Annotated in this window: 10 protein-coding genes; 4 read left to right on the top strand and 6 right to left on the bottom strand. The window is 37.4% G+C overall.

Annotated features, from left to right (window positions below):
* Positions 1 to 64: 64 nt before the first annotated feature.
* Positions 65 to 1,108, bottom strand: coding sequence for a fatty acid desaturase (locus EDF66_RS08570; RefSeq protein WP_165902404.1), 1,044 nt, complete (start codon positions 1,106 to 1,108; stop codon positions 65 to 67).
* Positions 1,109 to 1,424: 316 nt separating this feature from the next.
* Between EDF66_RS08570 and EDF66_RS08565 the strand changes: the two genes are divergently transcribed.
* Positions 1,425 to 1,784, top strand: a complete 360-nt coding sequence (locus EDF66_RS08565) for a lipocalin-like domain-containing protein (RefSeq protein ID WP_132841988.1) — start codon at positions 1,425 to 1,427, stop codon at positions 1,782 to 1,784.
* 187 nt (positions 1,785 to 1,971) lie between these two features.
* Here the strand turns inward: EDF66_RS08565 and EDF66_RS08560 are convergent, their stop codons facing one another.
* Complete coding sequence (locus EDF66_RS08560; protein ID WP_243656014.1) at positions 1,972 to 3,813, bottom strand: carbon starvation protein A; 1,842 nt, start codon at positions 3,811 to 3,813, stop codon at positions 1,972 to 1,974.
* A gap of 90 nt (positions 3,814 to 3,903) precedes the next feature.
* On the bottom strand, positions 3,904 to 6,405 hold the full coding sequence (locus tag EDF66_RS08555; RefSeq protein WP_207898532.1) for a hypothetical protein: 2,502 nt from the start codon (positions 6,403 to 6,405) through the stop codon (positions 3,904 to 3,906).
* A gap of 197 nt (positions 6,406 to 6,602) precedes the next feature.
* On the opposite strand from EDF66_RS08555, the gene EDF66_RS08550 reads away from it, so the two are divergent.
* Positions 6,603 to 7,901 (top strand): hypothetical protein, encoded by a 1,299-nt coding sequence (locus EDF66_RS08550; RefSeq protein ID WP_132841986.1) that lies wholly within the window; start codon positions 6,603 to 6,605, stop codon positions 7,899 to 7,901.
* Between the two features lie 48 nt (positions 7,902 to 7,949).
* Here EDF66_RS08550 and EDF66_RS08545 read toward each other — a convergent pair whose 3' ends face one another.
* The 3 genes from EDF66_RS08545 to EDF66_RS08535 all read right to left on the bottom strand — a co-directional run bounded on the left by EDF66_RS08545 (position 7,950) and on the right by EDF66_RS08535 (position 14,922).
* The gene (locus tag EDF66_RS08545) at positions 7,950 to 9,776 is read right to left on the bottom strand and encodes a RagB/SusD family nutrient uptake outer membrane protein (protein WP_132841984.1); all 1,827 of its coding nucleotides are present in this window, start codon (positions 9,774 to 9,776) and stop codon (positions 7,950 to 7,952) included.
* Between the two features lie 105 nt (positions 9,777 to 9,881).
* Positions 9,882 to 13,079: a SusC/RagA family TonB-linked outer membrane protein gene (locus EDF66_RS08540; protein WP_132841982.1), complete on the bottom strand. Its 3,198-nt coding sequence runs from the start codon at positions 13,077 to 13,079 to the stop codon at positions 9,882 to 9,884.
* Between the two features lie 790 nt (positions 13,080 to 13,869).
* The gene (locus EDF66_RS08535) at positions 13,870 to 14,922 is read right to left on the bottom strand and encodes an alpha-L-fucosidase (RefSeq protein WP_132841980.1); all 1,053 of its coding nucleotides are present in this window, start codon (positions 14,920 to 14,922) and stop codon (positions 13,870 to 13,872) included.
* A gap of 309 nt (positions 14,923 to 15,231) precedes the next feature.
* Between EDF66_RS08535 and EDF66_RS08530 the strand changes: the two genes are divergently transcribed.
* Entirely contained in the window at positions 15,232 to 16,218 is a 987-nt protein-coding gene (locus tag EDF66_RS08530; protein WP_132841978.1) for a PliI family lysozyme inhibitor of I-type lysozyme, read from the top strand.
* 68 nt (positions 16,219 to 16,286) lie between these two features.
* A complete protein-coding gene (locus tag EDF66_RS08525) occupies positions 16,287 to 16,778 on the top strand; it encodes a hypothetical protein (protein WP_132841976.1) in 492 nt (163 codons plus the stop codon).
* Positions 16,779 to 16,895: the final 117 nt, after the last annotated feature.

The raw sequence follows: 16,895 nt of genomic DNA, 5'->3' as shown, positions 1-16,895 counted from the left end.
GCAATAAAACCTACATCCAAGCGCCAACAATCAATTTCATTCGCAATTCCAAGACTTATAAAAACTAACCTATTTCATTAAAACGGTTTGCTCTTCTAAATGTTCCCATATCGTTAAAACGGACACCATGTGCTTTCATGATTTCATGTGCTTTTTTACGGGCGATATGCCTTACATAGAACGATTCATTAACGACAAAATGATGAATACCATGTGTCCATCCGAAAAAGAAACAGAATATCTGAAATGGATAAGTCCACCAAACGGTTAGTATCTGCGTCTGTTCGATTACGTTTCCTTTTTCTACATCTCCAAAATAATGTAAATTTGAAGTGATAAAATGGAGACAGAACTGGCGCAATAAATTTGGTAATAGGATAATATAGATAATAGGATTGCACCAGCTTAATATTTCTTTAATCATTGCTGGAAAAACGAAGCCTATTTCAAATTTTCGATTTAAAAAGTCAAGTAATAAATCTGCACCAAAGAAATATAAAATTAGATGTGAAACGATGGTCAGAGGAATTAATCCAAAGACACCGTACAGTTTAAGTTTATGAGCAGTTTCAAATTTCAAATTGCCATTGTCTACTTCACGTTTAATATCAGAGAATAATCCTCTGACGCGAAGTAAATTTCCTAATACCAAATCCGGAGTAAACAAAAGACGTTTCAATGTCCATTTTTCACCATTAGTAACACCTCTTTCTTCGACATCATGTAAGGTACCCGAAAAACGATGGTGATGTAAATGCAGTGTGCGCCTGAACCAAGGATTTAAAGTAAGAGGTCTTAGGATCCATACCGAAAATAACATCACATTATGAATGGCTTTATTACCTTTAAAGTACATGTAATGAATTAAATCATGTTCCAATTCATGCAAAACGCCAAACAAAAATGCATTTACTACGATTAAGATCCAAGCTGGAACAACATCAATATACCACAGATATCCCAACAGTAGACTCACGCCCACACAGAGTAAAAAAATGCTGAGTCCGATCGCATTTTGGTATTTTAGCAAAGGGTATTTACATTTTAATGCTTTATAAGACTCTATTATCTCTTTTCTGATTTTACTTGTCCGTTCTTGATGCGTCACAATTTTCTACCTTAAAATTTCCTTGCAAGATACCTAATCTTGGACAAATAAATGGTTTTAAGCTCAAAAGCAAACACAGAGCTGACATAAGCTGATGTTTAAAACACTCTAACATTACCTTTAAAATGTTTCTTTTCCATGAGCTGCACTTAAGGTAAAATAAACTGCAGTTTCAATTCTTCATTTCACAACGGTAAAACACTGTGAATTCCTATTAGTCAAGAGAACCTGAAAGATCTCTTATTCAAATATATCAAGATTCTTATAAGAAAATTAAAGTAAAAATCTTAAATTGCCTATACAATTTATTCAATCTATGAAAACTTTACTTACACTTATTCTTTGTTTGACTGGCTTATTAAGCTATAGTCAAACCTCAAAAGAACTTATCGGAAAATGGAAACTTATTAAACAAACCAAAGATGGCAAGGTAACGACTCCAGAAGAAACCTACCAAATATTTATGGATGGGGGTAAGTTTCAAGGAATCAGTGGTAAAAATTCCCGCAAAGGCAAATGGAAACTTTCTGATGATAACAAAATACTTACTGTCAAAATCAGTATACTAACTGTTCCATTCAATGTGGATTATTTTGATACAAAAAAGAGGATAATCACAAGTGATAAACTGGGAACGCTTGAGTACGAAAAGGTTTCAGACAAAACAGAGGAATAAGTATAACTACAACCGCAAAACGTCTTTTACAATACAAAAGCTATATGAGCAAAAAACTTCCATATGTAATTGATATGGAAGTTTTCTTTTAAATTGCAAGATTAAATTATTGAATGGATTTTAATTAATTTTGAAAATCCCAATTGACATTTCTAAAGTATTCTCGATTTACAATTATCAAAACCTCTTATCTTTCCACTAATTCCTTCACTGTTTCTCCATAATAGTCAACATGACTGCCCTTACTTTTTAAGAGACTATTCCACTTCCTGAATGCGGCTACAAACACGATACACATCAGCAGCATTGCTGCTATTGCTAAACCTGCTAAGAGATAATCATGTGCGGGCAAATAAATATCTACAACTTGCAAATAGCCTGCCCAGAATGTTATTAATGCCATAAATACACCAGGAATAGCGGAACATAAAGCATATTTCCCCCGGTTCATACGTAGCAACATGGTCGTACATACGATCAAGCCACAAGCAGCCAGAAGCTGATTGCTGATCCCAAATAAAGGCCAAATACTACTCACATTTCCAGTGAATACAAGATATCCCCATGCGAACGTAAAAAGTAAACTGCACAAAATAATACCCGGCCACCAATTTTTATCTTTAAACTTGGGAACAAATCCACCAATCATTTCCTGTAGAAAATAACGTCCAACACGCGTACCTGCATCAATAGCTGTTAAGATAAAAACAGCTTCAAACATAATCGCAAAATTATACCAGTATGCCATGAACTGATCCATAAATGGGATACTGTTAAAAATATGTGCCATTCCTATTGCTAATGATACCGCACCTCCTGTGCGTCCCTGCAGATCAATTCCTATCTTTTCACTGAAATGAGGCAGATCGACCATGTGCAGACTAGGGTTTGCTTTCAGAAAATCGGCATATAGATGAGCAGGTGTATTGATTGCAAAATAATCTCCTGGCACTAATGTACAGGCCGCTATTAAAGCCATCAAAGCCACAAAACCTTCTACAAGCATGGCTCCATAGCCAACGAAGAGAATATCCTTTTCATTTCCGATCATTTTAGGTGTTGTACCTGTCGCTATAATGGCATGAAATCCGGATATGGCACCACAAGCGATAACAATAAAGATGAAAGGCAAAACAGGACCTCCGATAATCGGTCCACCCCCATGTATAAAACTTGTCAAAGCAGGCATTTCCATATTCGGATTGACAAATATAATACCTACGGCAAGCATAATGATCGTACCTATTTTTAAATAGGTGGACAGATAATCGCGAGGTACTAAAAGCAACCACATAGGTAATACAGATGCTAAGAAGCCATATACCGCAATGGCGATGGAAATCGTAGAAACACGCCAGTGGAATAAGTCGCTGATCTGCTCCATCTGCATCAAACCATGTCCACCAATGATGCCAGCAATGAGCAATACACCTCCTAAGACACTTGCAAATAGAACACTATCTTTACGGTAGCGCATGATCAAGCCCATGATGATTGCGATAGGCATAGTCATAATTACCGTAAAAAGCGACCATGGGGCCTCATGCATAGCACTGATACAGGCTAAGGACAATCCTGCTAACGTAAGGATGAGTATAAAAAGGATGGCAAAGCCAGCAACTAACCCAGTAGTGGGACCAATTTCTTTAGCAGCAATAGATGCTAAACTTTGTCCTTTATGCCTGATTGAGGCAAACAATACGAGCATATCGTGTACTCCGCCACCTAAAACACAGCCGATCAAAATCCAAAGTGTGCCAGGAAGATAACCAAATTGAGCTGCCAATACCGGACCGACTAATGGACCCGCTGCGGCAATGGCTGCAAAATGATGGCCAAACAATACGTTCTTATTGGTCACAACATAATCCTGCCCATCAGCAAATTCAGTAGCAGGTGTGCTGTTTTTAGCATTCAGCCTTAAAACTTTCTGCGCGATGAAAAGACCATAAAATCGGTAACCGATGGCCAACAGTAGTAACGCGGTAAAAATTAATGTGAGTGCACTGATACCATTTAATATTTCCATTTGTTCCGGATATTAATAAATTTTGTTTTAAACTATATTGTCAGTTACAGGATGATAATCGTCCTATAACTGACAATAAAATTACGCCTATTATTTATAATCTAACCAAGCTGTCGCTTCACAATTCTGATCACTTACAAAACGGATCCATCTTGCTTGGAAGTCTTTCGGAAAATCAAATTTGAGTGTTTGTCCATTTTTCACCGCTAGTGTTTTATAAGTCATCCAATTACCATCTCCTCCAGGGTCAACCTCTAATGTTATATTTACGGTTCCCTTTGCATTATGCGAGAGCGCTAATGATTTATGGTCATAAAAACCAATCAGGTAAGGATCTGAAGAAGTTCCTTTTTGAACGGCAGTTTTGTACCAAGGACCGCCATGCCCTGTTGGTTTACCCAACTTCCAAAGATCATCAATGGCTCCCGCCCATACCGCAGCTTTTTTATCTGTCGAAACAAAGATGTGCTCTGAATTGGAATTTGCTTTATCCAGATCTAGTCCCGTCATGATCAGCATACCGCGATAAGAAGCGTAATCATTAATCTTGAGATTATGCGATGATACAGGACGTATTTTTGCATAACCATCTGCATTTTCTGCCGGAAGTTCATAAAACGTTCCGTGCAGATTAAATAAATCACGCTCGGTTGCGACTTCTCGACAGATACGCAAAGCAGCTTCATTGGTCAATGATGTATAAGAGTCGTCTCCTAAAGGCAATCTCCAACGACGTCCCTTGTCATCGACAATCAAAGCCGATGATGGTTCAATATTGACAACCTGCTGTGGAATGCTATACTTTGTCTCAATTATTTGTTCTGTTTTTGCATCGGATTTTGGCACTAAATTGAACTTGTCATCCATTTCATAATAACCGACTTTTTGCTTTTGTCCTTTATTATTATAATCATAAGCTAATAGACCCAAACTTCTGCGGTTTTGCCCCAAACTGTACAAAAGACCACCGGAAAACTCACCATCAGTAGATATACCTGTAAATATTTTATCCGCTTTTGTTTCACGCTTATCTGCATCGTGATAGGTAAAATGCGCACTTAACTTTGCGTCTTGATCTGTCTTGAGACGAATCCATTCGCCTTGCTCTTTTGAGGAGAAGGATTTATGAAGCGTTTCACCTGCTCTTAGGGGATATTCTCCTATTTTAGACCATTTACCATCCCCGTTCAGATCGACCTCTGCCGTCAGTACAATAGCCTTATCACTGTGATTGCGCATCCATGATGAACGGTTGTTCCAACCAGCAAATAACATCGGATCGGAATATACGCCAGCTTTTACATCGTCCTGTTGCCATACTGAACCTTCTGAGGCGTTTGGTCCTAAATGATCAATCGTACTGCGATCGGTAAACCAAAGATTGGAATGTGACTGCCCAGGTCCTTCTAGATTACCTTTTGCTTTTCTTTTATTTAAAAATTCCTTTTGCGCAGAATCGTCGGTACCAAAGACAAGTTTATCGTTCCATCTTGTGAAATCACCAATTACTTTTAGATAAGCTGACTTAGGACGTATTCCTGCTGTCGTGTTATTAGTAAATGTCCCCGGGAATGACCAGAACATACCGTGCATAGTCATGATATAATCGTTCTGTCCTTCTTTTCCGACATTACGAATACGAGGCCACTCGGTATTCCAACCATGAGCACCATCGTAACTACGGCTTGCTTTTGGTAGTCTAAAGAAGGTCCATTGTCCCGCTCCTCTTACACCTAGCAAAATAGATTTATGGTCCCAACCTGTTGCCCATATAGCATCTGTCTGTGGATTTGCATTTCCTTCCACACCTCCAGGTCCTGTCACTTCAACGAACTGATTTCGACGGATAACTTTCCAATTAGTTCCATCCCATTCTGATAAACTTCCAGAAGGTGTATCAAATTGTGTAAGCGCCTTATCTCCATATTCGCCATTATTACTATAAACCAATACGCCTTGCCCAGAATACAATCCTTTTCCGTGATACCCAGGTAAATTTGCGGTTGGAACATTGCGCCTGTCAGAAGGTTTTAGATTGGTATCTGAATAGAGCCATTTCACATTTAAGCTCTTTACATCGACCTCGTAAAATCCTTCCTCCATAGTACCGTAGAAGATCTTATTTGCAGGATCTGTCAAGTGACGTGCGTTTCCTGTAAGCCTTCCAGGCATTTCTTTATTTGGGATAACCCGTACCGCAGCTGTTTCGCTGATGGCATAGGGGCCAATAAAAAGCTGCTTACTTTCTTTATGGATCATCCGGTTAGCGGGAGTACCACCTATGCTTTCTTTACGGACATTCTGATTGAGGTTGACATCAATCTCATATAATTTGTCGGAGGATCCGTGCGGCAAATGTGGCCCATAGGTAATCGCCCATAGTTTCCCTGCCCATGGCATCACGGCTCCTGTACCAGCCTCCCCCTCATTATTATACATTGCTAGATGTGGATAAATACCACTTACTGATTTATACTCTTGTTGCTGAGCGCCTGCATGTTGATACAACATTGTGCCCGATAATAATAAGGCATATGCTAGTTTATTGTTCCAAATAGCAATGCGTTTATTCTTGTGAATGTTTCGGTTCATTTATTGATATTTAAATTTTGTAATCTTAGCCAAGTGTATATATTTGCACTTGTTTAGATGTTGGATTATAATTAGTTTCTTAAGACTTCCTACTTACAAAACTAATCAACAAGGTCAAATATATATCAGATGTTGCTGTACAATCAGTAAGCTAATATAAATGACAAGGCAAGACGTTATAAACCAAATACTTAATTATGGAAAAATTGAATTCTGAACAAGATAGAGGTAGTAGAAACTTCACACTTTTGGATATTTGTTGTCAGGAACTGGCTACTAAGCTTGGTAATGTTCATATATCAGAATGGAAAAACAGTGACTATGTAAGACTAAGCGCACTTTTGAGAAGAGAAACTAAAGTGCTCATCAGTGAGAATACCCTGAAAAGAATTTTTGGAAAACTTAAAACACCTGAACGATACTACCCCCAAAAAGCAACCCGTGATGCTCTCGCATTATTCATTGGCTACCGCGATTGGCTTGAATTCGAAAATGTGCAAAGAGCTTACCAAGAATCTGAATCAACGGTATTACCAGAAATTAATAAAGAGCAAAGGCCGAGTATTACCATAGATCCAAAACCGATAAGAAAGAGGAAAATTATCCCATTATTATTTTTATTGCTATTCGTTATTGCTATTATAATATTTCTATTTTGGCCAACAAGATCCATTCAACATCCTACTCTTCACTGCGTTAACCCAATAGGCCATACTCCACATTCTGCCATATTCAAGTTATCGACGACAAAATCTGATGCATTAAACACTTCGGACTACGAAATTGACTTCAAAGATTGGAAAAAAGCAAAAGATTCATTCCTAGATAGTACAGTGACACACTATTATGAGCTACCAGGAGTTTATTACCCTACCCTATTATTCAAAAATAAAGTAATAGATACAACAAGAGTCTACTTACAAACCCGTGGATGGGAAGTAACAGCTTATTTACAAGCAGACTCCTTTCGAGTTTATCCTATATTAAAAACCAATATTGGTAAAAACTTACTTCCAAATGTAACAATGAATCAAGTGCATGCTTCAGGCATCGATACTCTCCACACATTTTTTACGAATTATTCCAATCTTCAACCCTCAGATCTATCCGGTGATAACATGCAGATCAGTATGTTTGTAAAGACCTCTCCTAATCGACCTGGAGTCCGTTGTTCCCAATTCGACATCACGATCTATGGAGAAAAAGACAGTCATGCTTTATCCATCATGAAACCAGAATGTACAAGCTGGTGTCACTATAAATTTTCAGAACAAATAATGAATGGAAAATCGAAAGATTTGCGATTTCTAGGACATGACCTGACAAAAGGCGGGCAATTTACCTTACGAATAAAAAACAAATTTGTAACAGTTTTATTAGATGGCCATCAAGTATTTGAAACTAAATATGAAAAAAGTATCGGTAAAGTATTAGGTATAAATCTGATGTTTTCGGGTGTCGGGACATTTTCAGATTACTCATTAACGGGACATTAAAAAGGGAGCTCCTTATAGAAAGAGCTCCCTTATGCCAACATTATAAAATTACCAGCCTATATTCTGAACCAATACATTTGATTTCTGCATTTCAGTAAAAGGTATTGGATACAGGTATAATTTTGGTTCAAAAATACGCGTTTCAATAACCGTTCTCTTATGAAAATTAGTTTCATCTCCTTGCATGTTCATACCATAGAATGGTCCTCCCTGCTTTCCTTCTGTTGTTTCAGCAATCATCCAACGCCTTACATCAAAATACCTTTGCCCTTCAGTCGCTAATTCTACCCGACATTCTCTTCTTATGGATTTACGTTGCAAATCTTTATTACCTATAATTGTTGGATTAAGCTGTTCAATATTAGGTATGCCTGCGCGCTGTCTTATCAAATTTAGATATTTTAATATATCTGGATGCTGCGGATCAACTTCATTCAACGCTTCTGCGTAGCGCAAATAAAATTCTCCTAGGCGAAAAATAATTGAGGGTCTAAATATACTAGTTACCCCAGGAGCTGTTTTATGAACTCTTTTATTGAATCGCTTATAAAGCATGTAGCCACTAGCCGTGTGCTGATTATTGGATCGATCATTAGCAGAGCCAAAGTGGAAATCTATTCTTCTATTGGAGACATGCCATTTTCTACCTTCAAAGAACACCGTATTGTAAAAGCGAGGCTCTCTGTCTAGATACATTTTGGATACTTTTTGACCGTCTAAGGTTCCGTAACCTGCTTCACTATATTTTGGAGATTCGCTCAAAAAATCAGTTTTATTAATTGGCAATCCATCGTTCATATAAAAATCATCTACCAACTCTTGCAGTAAAGCTGTATTACCCAAACCATTGGGTTCACTGCGTGGTGTAGACCTCCTTTCGAACATATCTCCATCCATTCCTCCCCATCCTGTATTAGGTGTAGCCCAAATAATTTCGTCATTATACTTTTGAAAAAGTTCATAAACGGACAGATTAGCATTAATAACACCATTTTCCAAAACCTTGTATAATGTATGGTTACCTTGTTCGGCATAGGTAATTAAATCTTTTGTCGCTTCTGCCGCTTTATTCCACTTGTTTTGGTCCGCCACCGGAAATAGTTTCTTCCCATCCAGATTAGATAAATTGGCATACTCAGTATTTCCACCATTAAATAGTGGAGAAGCAGCATAAAGCCATAATTTTGCGCGAACGGCAAGTGCTGCACCTTTTGTTGGAACTGCCCTATAGTTTTCATCGGCAAATGGTCGTGGTTCCATTCCCTCTATAGAGGCAAGGATTTCATCGTCGATATATTTTATTACCTCATCTAGTGAATTACGGGGCAAATCTTGCTCTTCGGTAGGTTCATAAGATTTATTCATAATGATGATTGGCCCATATTGTTCAAATAACAAAAAATGATAGTAAGCTCTCATAAATCTTACATTGGCCTTTAATGTCGACAATTCTTCTTGTGTCAGCATTTCTGCATCCGTCCCTGATGGTTCAATCACTTTTGCGCGCTCCAAAAAGATATTGGCTTGGCGAATTAAGCTATATAAGGTACCCCACCGATGAAAAGACATATTGTTGGCATTTCTTGCTGACAGCATATATACTCTATTGTCTCCTACTATATTGCTGATTTCGTCTGTCATACCAGCCCACGGATTGTGCAAACCAGTTTGCCCTGATCTAATCATAGATGAATAGTCTGGTATTCCAGTAAATACATTCGCATAAAAGCGTTTGGCATAACTAGGTCTTTTAAAGACTTCTTCAATATTTTTCATTCCACCAGAAAGCTCGTCCGATACATCCAAATAACCCTTTGAACAGGATTGGAGCACAACAAGTGCGATGAATAGGGTTGTAAATATATTCTTTTTCATATGTATATATTCTGTTTTTTAATGGCCATCCGCCAGCAGGCAGAATCAAGTATGATTGTTTTTAAGGAAAAAAATAGTTATTCCCTTAATAAGAGATTCTAAATATTAAAAGCTGGCTTCAAGACCGAAAGTAATAGATTTGGGCATCGGGTAGGATAACCCTCCAGACTCATTTCCTGTCTCAGGATCCCAAAATTTGATACTATCCCATACCGCGAGGTTGTGTCCCATTACATAGAGCCGGGTCTTTTTTATTTTAAGCTTTTCCAAGAATTTTTCATTAAAATTATAGCCAAATTCAAAGTTTTTGAACCTTAAAAAGTTTCCGCTTCTCATCCACCATGTACTCGCCACATAATTATTGGAAGCTAATGTTCTATGGCGATGTAGCTTAGGCATCATAACGTCTTGACTAGGATTTTCTTCTGTCCAACGATCCATTGTAAAAGATCTTAAATTTCCTTGGTCTACCGCCCAATAAAACGGGAACCATCCTTCTGGGGTATTATTACCCAATATTACAGATGTATTTGCTACGCCTTGAAAGAAAGCACTCATATAAAACCCCTTATATTCTACATTTAATCCAAAACCGTAAACGATCTCCGGATTATAAGGATCGCCTTCTCCTCTTTTAACATCAAAATTATCAATGACACCATCGTTATTTAGATCTTTATACATAATATCACCTGGACCAATATTACCTCCTAAAGTAGAGACAGGTATTCCGGTCTTTATTGTATATTGTTTACGTCCTTCATTGTTCAGTGTCACGTCAAAGTCTGATTCTTCATATAAGCGCTCGGCAATATACACTTGATTTTCTCCTACTCTAGTTCCCGTTACATTCATCCAATCATAAGGTTGAGGTAACTCATCATATTCCAAAATTTTATTCCGTGCGAAGGTAAATGTACCCCGCGTAGAAATCTTCACGTCTCCAATTTTGTGATGAGCATCAATACTGGCATCAAATCCTTTATTATTTACCCTGCCGTAATTCATCCATGGACTCTGTCTATAACCCGAACTTTGTAAGGTGGTCCTACGCTGCAGTAGAATATTAAAACGTTCATTATTGAAGTAATCTGCTACCACGTTTATTTTACCATTAAATAAAGAAAGATCAATACCAAGATTCATTTTATCTTCTATTTCCCAGCCGAGATAAGGTGCTTCAAAGCGTCCTTCTATAATTCCACCCCCAAGTCCATTACTACCACCACCGCTAGTTATCCCTTGATTAAATCCTGAGGCGTCTGTGGTAAATGTGGGTCTATAAAGAAACCTATCTGTTCCAGTATTGTCATTTCCCGTTCTTCCATAAGAACCTCTTAGTTTCAGTGAACTTATTGTATTTTTTAAAAAATCAGGAAAGAATCTTTCATTTGACAGATGATAACCTGCACCTATTGCTGGAAAGAAACCATATCTATATCCATCTGCAAAAGCCTCACTACCCGTATATCCAAAATTTCCTTCAATAAAATAGCGATTGTCAAATGCGTAGGTAAATCGACCCACGTATCCTTGTTTTCTGTAAACCAATGGTTGATTATTTAGTTGTGTTTCTTTCTGCATATAGAGCAGTAAACCACCTACTGTATGTGCTCCAAATGTTCTATTATAGTTGAAAGATGATTCAATGTATATTTTCTTGTCTGAATTAGATGTAATTGTAGGATCTGCCAAATCTTCGCTACCGAAATAGGTTCTTTCCAATTTCAGAGCACCATTATCTTCTCTACCAGTTGCGTAGTATCGACTCGGATTATATGCCCTATTAAAATAGTAATTACCATTGTAATCATAACTCACATTTGTTTTGAATAATAGCCCCTCTGTAATGAAATTAAGCTTTTGGTTTAGGCTGATATTAGACTGAATAGAAGATCTATATTCACGCGAATATCCAGAATTCACAAGTTGGTTATAAGGATTTCGCATATTTCCATCTCGCTCTTTGGGGAAAGTAGACAATGTGCCGTCACTGTATATATGCGGAAATACATAAGCAGGCGTCAGCAACATTTGTCTGAAGATATTGGCAGTCGAAACTCCCGGATAATTTGTCATCAAATATTGTCCACTAAGATCCACGCCTACCGAAGTAGTATTCGAAATAGCCAAATCGATATTACTTCTTAAGTTGAATCTCTCCACCCCTATATTGTTATTATATCTATTCTTAGGATCGTCTACAAACATGCCGTTTTCAGAAAAATAGGCTCCAGACACAAAATACTTTGCTCTTTCGGCACCTCCTCTAGCGTTAAGTGTATACCGCTGCGAGGCCGTATGATCGCGCAACATGACATCCAACCAGTTGACATTAGGATAGAGGTCTGGATCGATATTGTTATCGTAGTTTGCAATTAATTCATCGGAGAAGACAGGCGCTTCACCATCATTCTTTAAAGCCTCATTATACATTCTCAAATATTGAGAAGAGCTCACAAATTCAGGTAATCTCGTAGGAGATGCTATTGAATGTTCGGTTCTAAAAGATATAACTGGCTTCTGTACAGTTCCTCTTTTTGAGGTAATGATCACCACTCCATTTGCACCTTCGGCACCATAAACGGCTGTAGCAGCAGCATCTTTTAATACGGTAAAAGTCTCAATCTCATCGGGTTCAATGTCATTCATAGCCCTTGGCACCCCATCGACCAAAACTAAAGGTGATCGCCCTCCTGCGAAAGTACTAACTCCACGTATCCAAAATTCTGAATTGTCGTAGCCAGGTTCACCCTTTCTCTGAATGGCAATAAGTCCAGAAACCTGTCCTGCAAGACTATTGGAAAGACTTCGAGTTGGAAACCTCAAAGACTCACCTTTGACCGAACTGATAGAACTGACAACACTTTCTTTCTTTTGTTTTCCAAACCCTACAACCACTGCTTCTTCAAGCCCAAGCCTATCTTCAATCATCACCACGTCCAAACGGTTGCTCGTTACGTTAGTGATCTCTTTGGTTACAAAGCCAATGGATTTGAAAATCAAAGTTGCTCCACTTGGTACCTCTATAAGATACTTTCCATTTTGATCGGTCGCTGTTCCGATCTTAGGCTGATTTTTGACTTGAACAGATGCTCCAACAATTGGATTCCCTAGGGAATCAGTTATAGATCCAATAATTTCAAGATTTTGTTGGTGCGTTGAAGCTAAACGCCCTATAGAATGTGGTCTAGAAATTTCACTTCTTTCTTTCAAAGCCAATTTGGCTTTAGAAAATATCGGCAGAAAAGAAAAAATCAAGATTAAAAGGATGCACCTTTCCAGATTTCTAATGTAATTCATTAAATAATATTTTAATTATGTTTTAATTGGTTATTTTTTATTCGCAATAATTCTTTTAGAAAAAGAGTATCAATAATACATAATACCTCCTTTCATCCATAATTTAGTATACAGTCCCAGACCGTTTAGGTTAGTTTTCGAAACCGACCGACAATAGTGCATTTGAAACAAATAACGACCATTCAATTTCATAATAATTTAGGTTTTGGTAAGTTAATCGATCTAAATTAGCTATTACAAATAGCTACTAATGAGCTCTTGGGTATACAAAAGTTAATCAATATCTCCATTTTATAAAAAGATTAAAATCAACAAGTTACACGCTTTTGGACAAAATTTTGGACAAGAATATTATGGAAATACAGTGTTTTTTGACGATTTGGAGCAAATGTCAAAAGTCTTAAATCGACAAAAAATGATAAGCCGCAGTTACAAAATGATTTAAGCAGTCACAAAGAGATGGACTATGGTAAAAATATCTAAGAATGAGCAAATTTTAAATATGCTATAATGAAGTACACTGTAGCAGAATTAGAAATGCATTTTTAGAAAATGTGAGACATTATTTTAGATGATGAGATATACTTATTTTTATATGTATTCTGAAACAGATTTGGGATTCCTAATTTGGTAAACCAATGTCCAAAATAAAATACCTTGAAACAAGTTCAAGGTATAATAGAATTTCACTACGATATGAGTGTAGTTTTAGCTTTCAAGTGCCGCAAAAACCTTTGATTCGACTAGTTAGAAATAATAGGATACGAATAGTCTCTTAGACATTTCAGACCTACCACAATTGCAAATTATCTTTTAATTTCTTTAATACCACTACATCCGAGTCTTTGACACGACCTTCACGATTTGGACCTACGTTTAGAATCAAAATATTATCCTGGGCAGTTGCTTTATGATATAGATCGGCTAGTTCAGCTAAAGGGCGGGGCGTATTATCATCCGTATGGTAAAACCATCTTTTTCCCAAAACTACTGTTGTTTCAAACGGCATATAATAAACCTGCCCTTGGTTAACAAATAATTTTGGATCTGGATCTTTAGGAAGATAGGGATCCCCTAAGCGGAAATCACTCGGAAAATAACGGATCGGGAAGTACTCCTGCTGGTCATTTGGAAGTACAGGATGCTGGTCAACATTTTTTGGAGAACCGATGGTCCAATTAACTCCTACTTGACATTGCGGCGCACGCTCTTTTACATTTGAATAAAGTTGCTGAATAGGCCAACGGTAATTTTCTTTTTCCCAACCTCCATCTAACCATAACTCGACCACTTTAGTATGTTTCTGCGCCAGCTCCAGTAGTTCATTGATTTGGTTCAGCATATATTTATTGTAGGCAAAGTCTGCTTTAACATTCTTTACATCTCCATTTTCTTTCCGGTCCCATAGTGAATAATAAAGTCCTAAACGGATACCTTGTTCCTCACACTCTTTAGCTATAGCTGCTACAACATTTGTTTTATTACCAGAATTGGCAACATCATACTCCGTATATTTACTATCCCAAAGACAGAAACCATCATGATGTTTGGCAACTAGGATAATATATTTCATTCCCGAATTTTTGGCTGTAGCTACCCACTGCTTCGCGTCGATTGTGGTTGGACTATAAGAGGAGGCTGGTTTTGATCCATCTGTCCATTCCTCATTATGAAAAGTATTGATACCAAAATGCACGAACATGCCATATTTACGCTTGATTTGCTCCAACTGATATTTGCTAGGCTGTGCAGATGATGCCGGCACATGTACCTTTGATTGCCCAAAGGTATAGGAACCTATCGCTAAAAGCATCAACACGAGGATGTTTTTCTTATTGATCATAATTTATTTTGAATGCTAAATTTTAAATCGTTTATAATTTCTACTTGAGCGTAAGAAAATTTGTAACATTATGGCAGATACCATCAATCATTTTTTTATCTCAGGCAATCATTGATAATCAGGATAAAGTTAGTCGGATAGAAAACAATTAAATGAAACTATATTAACCCGTTATAATGCTATATTATCCGATCTTCAATAATACAGGCTACAGGGAATTTTAAAATCATGATATTTCTATGTTTCTTCATTTATACATCAGTTTGGTCGGCCTTTTGCTATATTAAAGTAACTATAAAATCACATCAAATGTATATTCTAAAAAGCATGATTGTGTCCGGATTTTTCCTTTTGACACTTAACAGCTGTAATCAACCAACTTCCAAAACCCAAGCCCCGGCAGCACCGTCCGAAACGGCACCAACATTAACCATTGATGGCAATTATGTTACCGCTGAATATGATAAAAGAGCGGAGGGATTTGACTGGGTTGGTGTTACTATTAAAAGCGAACAGGACAGCAGCATTACGATACAGGTTAGGTCCCGTGCCGACAATAAAAAACCGACTTGTACACTTGATGCGAAAGCAACGAAAACAAAAGATAATACATACAGAGCAACTTTAGAAGGGAAAGCAGTATTATTTGCATTTGATGCAACTAGTTTGACGATTACACCAGAAAATCCTGCTGATGCAGCAGTATTAAATTTCTACTGTTCAGGTGGAGGATCTTTAGCTGGAACATACAAGAAAAATGCTGAAGCACTGGATCCAACGCAAATAGATAAAACCTCCTATCAAAAAACTTTAAGTCTTCAAGGTATCACTTTCGATATACAAAGTATCAACAAAGATGGAAAAGAACAATTAAGTATTACTCCTGCCGGTCTTAGTGTTGACAACCAAATCGTAACTCATGATATCACTGGAGAGACAGTTTTAAATGCAGAAATAGAAGATATGAATAGCGATGGATATCCAGAATTACTTATTTATACGCAATCTCATGGCAGTGGAAGTTATGGAAATGTAATTGGCTATTCCGTTAATAACGGTAAATCGATGAGTACAATATTCTTTCCCTCAGTATCTGAAAACGCTAAGATAAATCAAGGTTATCAAGGGCATGATGAGTTCGCTATGGTAGAAACATCTCTGGCACAGCGTTTCCCGATATATAAAGATCGTGATACAAATGCAAAACCAACAGGTAAAACACGTCAAATCGAGTATGAACTAAAAGATGGAGAGGCTTCCCGAAAATTGGTAGTCAAGAAGGTTAGCGAATTTTAATTTTTTTTCATTTAGACGTAGTTTGGTCGGCCTTTTGCTATACTAAAGCAACTATAAAATCACTTCAAATGTATATTCTAAAAAGCATGATTGTGTCCGGATTTTTCCTTTTGACACTCAGTAGCTGCAATCAACCAACTTCCAAAACCCAAGCACCGGCAGCAGCGACTGAAACGGCTCCTGCATTAACCATAGACGGTAATTATGTAACTGCTGAATATGATAAAAGAAGAGAGGGATTTGACTGGGTTGGTGTCACGATTAAAAGCGAACAGGACAGCAGTATCACGATACAGGTGAGATCTCGTGCTGACAAGAAAAAACCGACTTGTACACTTGATAAAAATGCAACCAAAATTAAAGAGGGAGTTTATCAGGCCTCACTTCAAGGAAAGAATGTATTATTTACTTTCGATGGTACTTCTTTAACGATAGCACCAGAAAAATCTGAAGATGATGGAGTTTTAAATTATTACTGCTCGGGTGGCGGATCGCTAGCAGGCACTTATAAAAGGATTACTGAAGCATTAGATGCTACGCAGGTTGATAGTCTTAAATAAGATAAAATTTATAAAAAGCAAAGCGGGCTGGAATTATTTCAGCCCGCTTTGCTTTTTATAGTGTATTTCCTTTGGCATACAGTTCATAAAATACAATAGTTGCATTAATATTGTTTC

It is taken from the genome of Sphingobacterium sp. JUb20 (assembly GCF_004342035.1).
GTDB lineage: Bacteria > Bacteroidota > Bacteroidia > Sphingobacteriales > Sphingobacteriaceae > Sphingobacterium > Sphingobacterium anhuiense.
The sequence above is the reverse complement of the archived record's forward strand: the minus strand, read 5'-3'. Positions and strand labels throughout refer to the sequence as shown.

What these genes read in the sequence shown, in the direction of transcription:
- EDF66_RS08525 (WP_132841976.1), top strand. Translation starts at nt 16,287, where the DNA reads ATGTATATTCTAAAAAGCATGATTGTGTCCGGATTTTTCCTTTTGACA.
- EDF66_RS08540 (WP_132841982.1), bottom strand. Translation starts at nt 13,079, where the DNA reads ATGAATTACATTAGAAATCTGGAAAGGTGCATCCTTTTAATCTTGATT.
- EDF66_RS08550 (WP_132841986.1), top strand. Translation starts at nt 6,603, where the DNA reads ATGGAAAAATTGAATTCTGAACAAGATAGAGGTAGTAGAAACTTCACA.
- EDF66_RS08535 (WP_132841980.1), bottom strand. Translation starts at nt 14,922, where the DNA reads ATGATCAATAAGAAAAACATCCTCGTGTTGATGCTTTTAGCGATAGGT.
- EDF66_RS08565 (WP_132841988.1), top strand. Translation starts at nt 1,425, where the DNA reads ATGAAAACTTTACTTACACTTATTCTTTGTTTGACTGGCTTATTAAGC.
- EDF66_RS08555 (WP_207898532.1), bottom strand. Translation starts at nt 6,405, where the DNA reads ATGAACCGAAACATTCACAAGAATAAACGCATTGCTATTTGGAACAAT.
- EDF66_RS08560 (WP_243656014.1), bottom strand. Translation starts at nt 3,813, where the DNA reads ATGGAAATATTAAATGGTATCAGTGCACTCACATTAATTTTTACCGCG.
- EDF66_RS08545 (WP_132841984.1), bottom strand. Translation starts at nt 9,776, where the DNA reads ATGAAAAAGAATATATTTACAACCCTATTCATCGCACTTGTTGTGCTC.
- EDF66_RS08530 (WP_132841978.1), top strand. Translation starts at nt 15,232, where the DNA reads ATGTATATTCTAAAAAGCATGATTGTGTCCGGATTTTTCCTTTTGACA.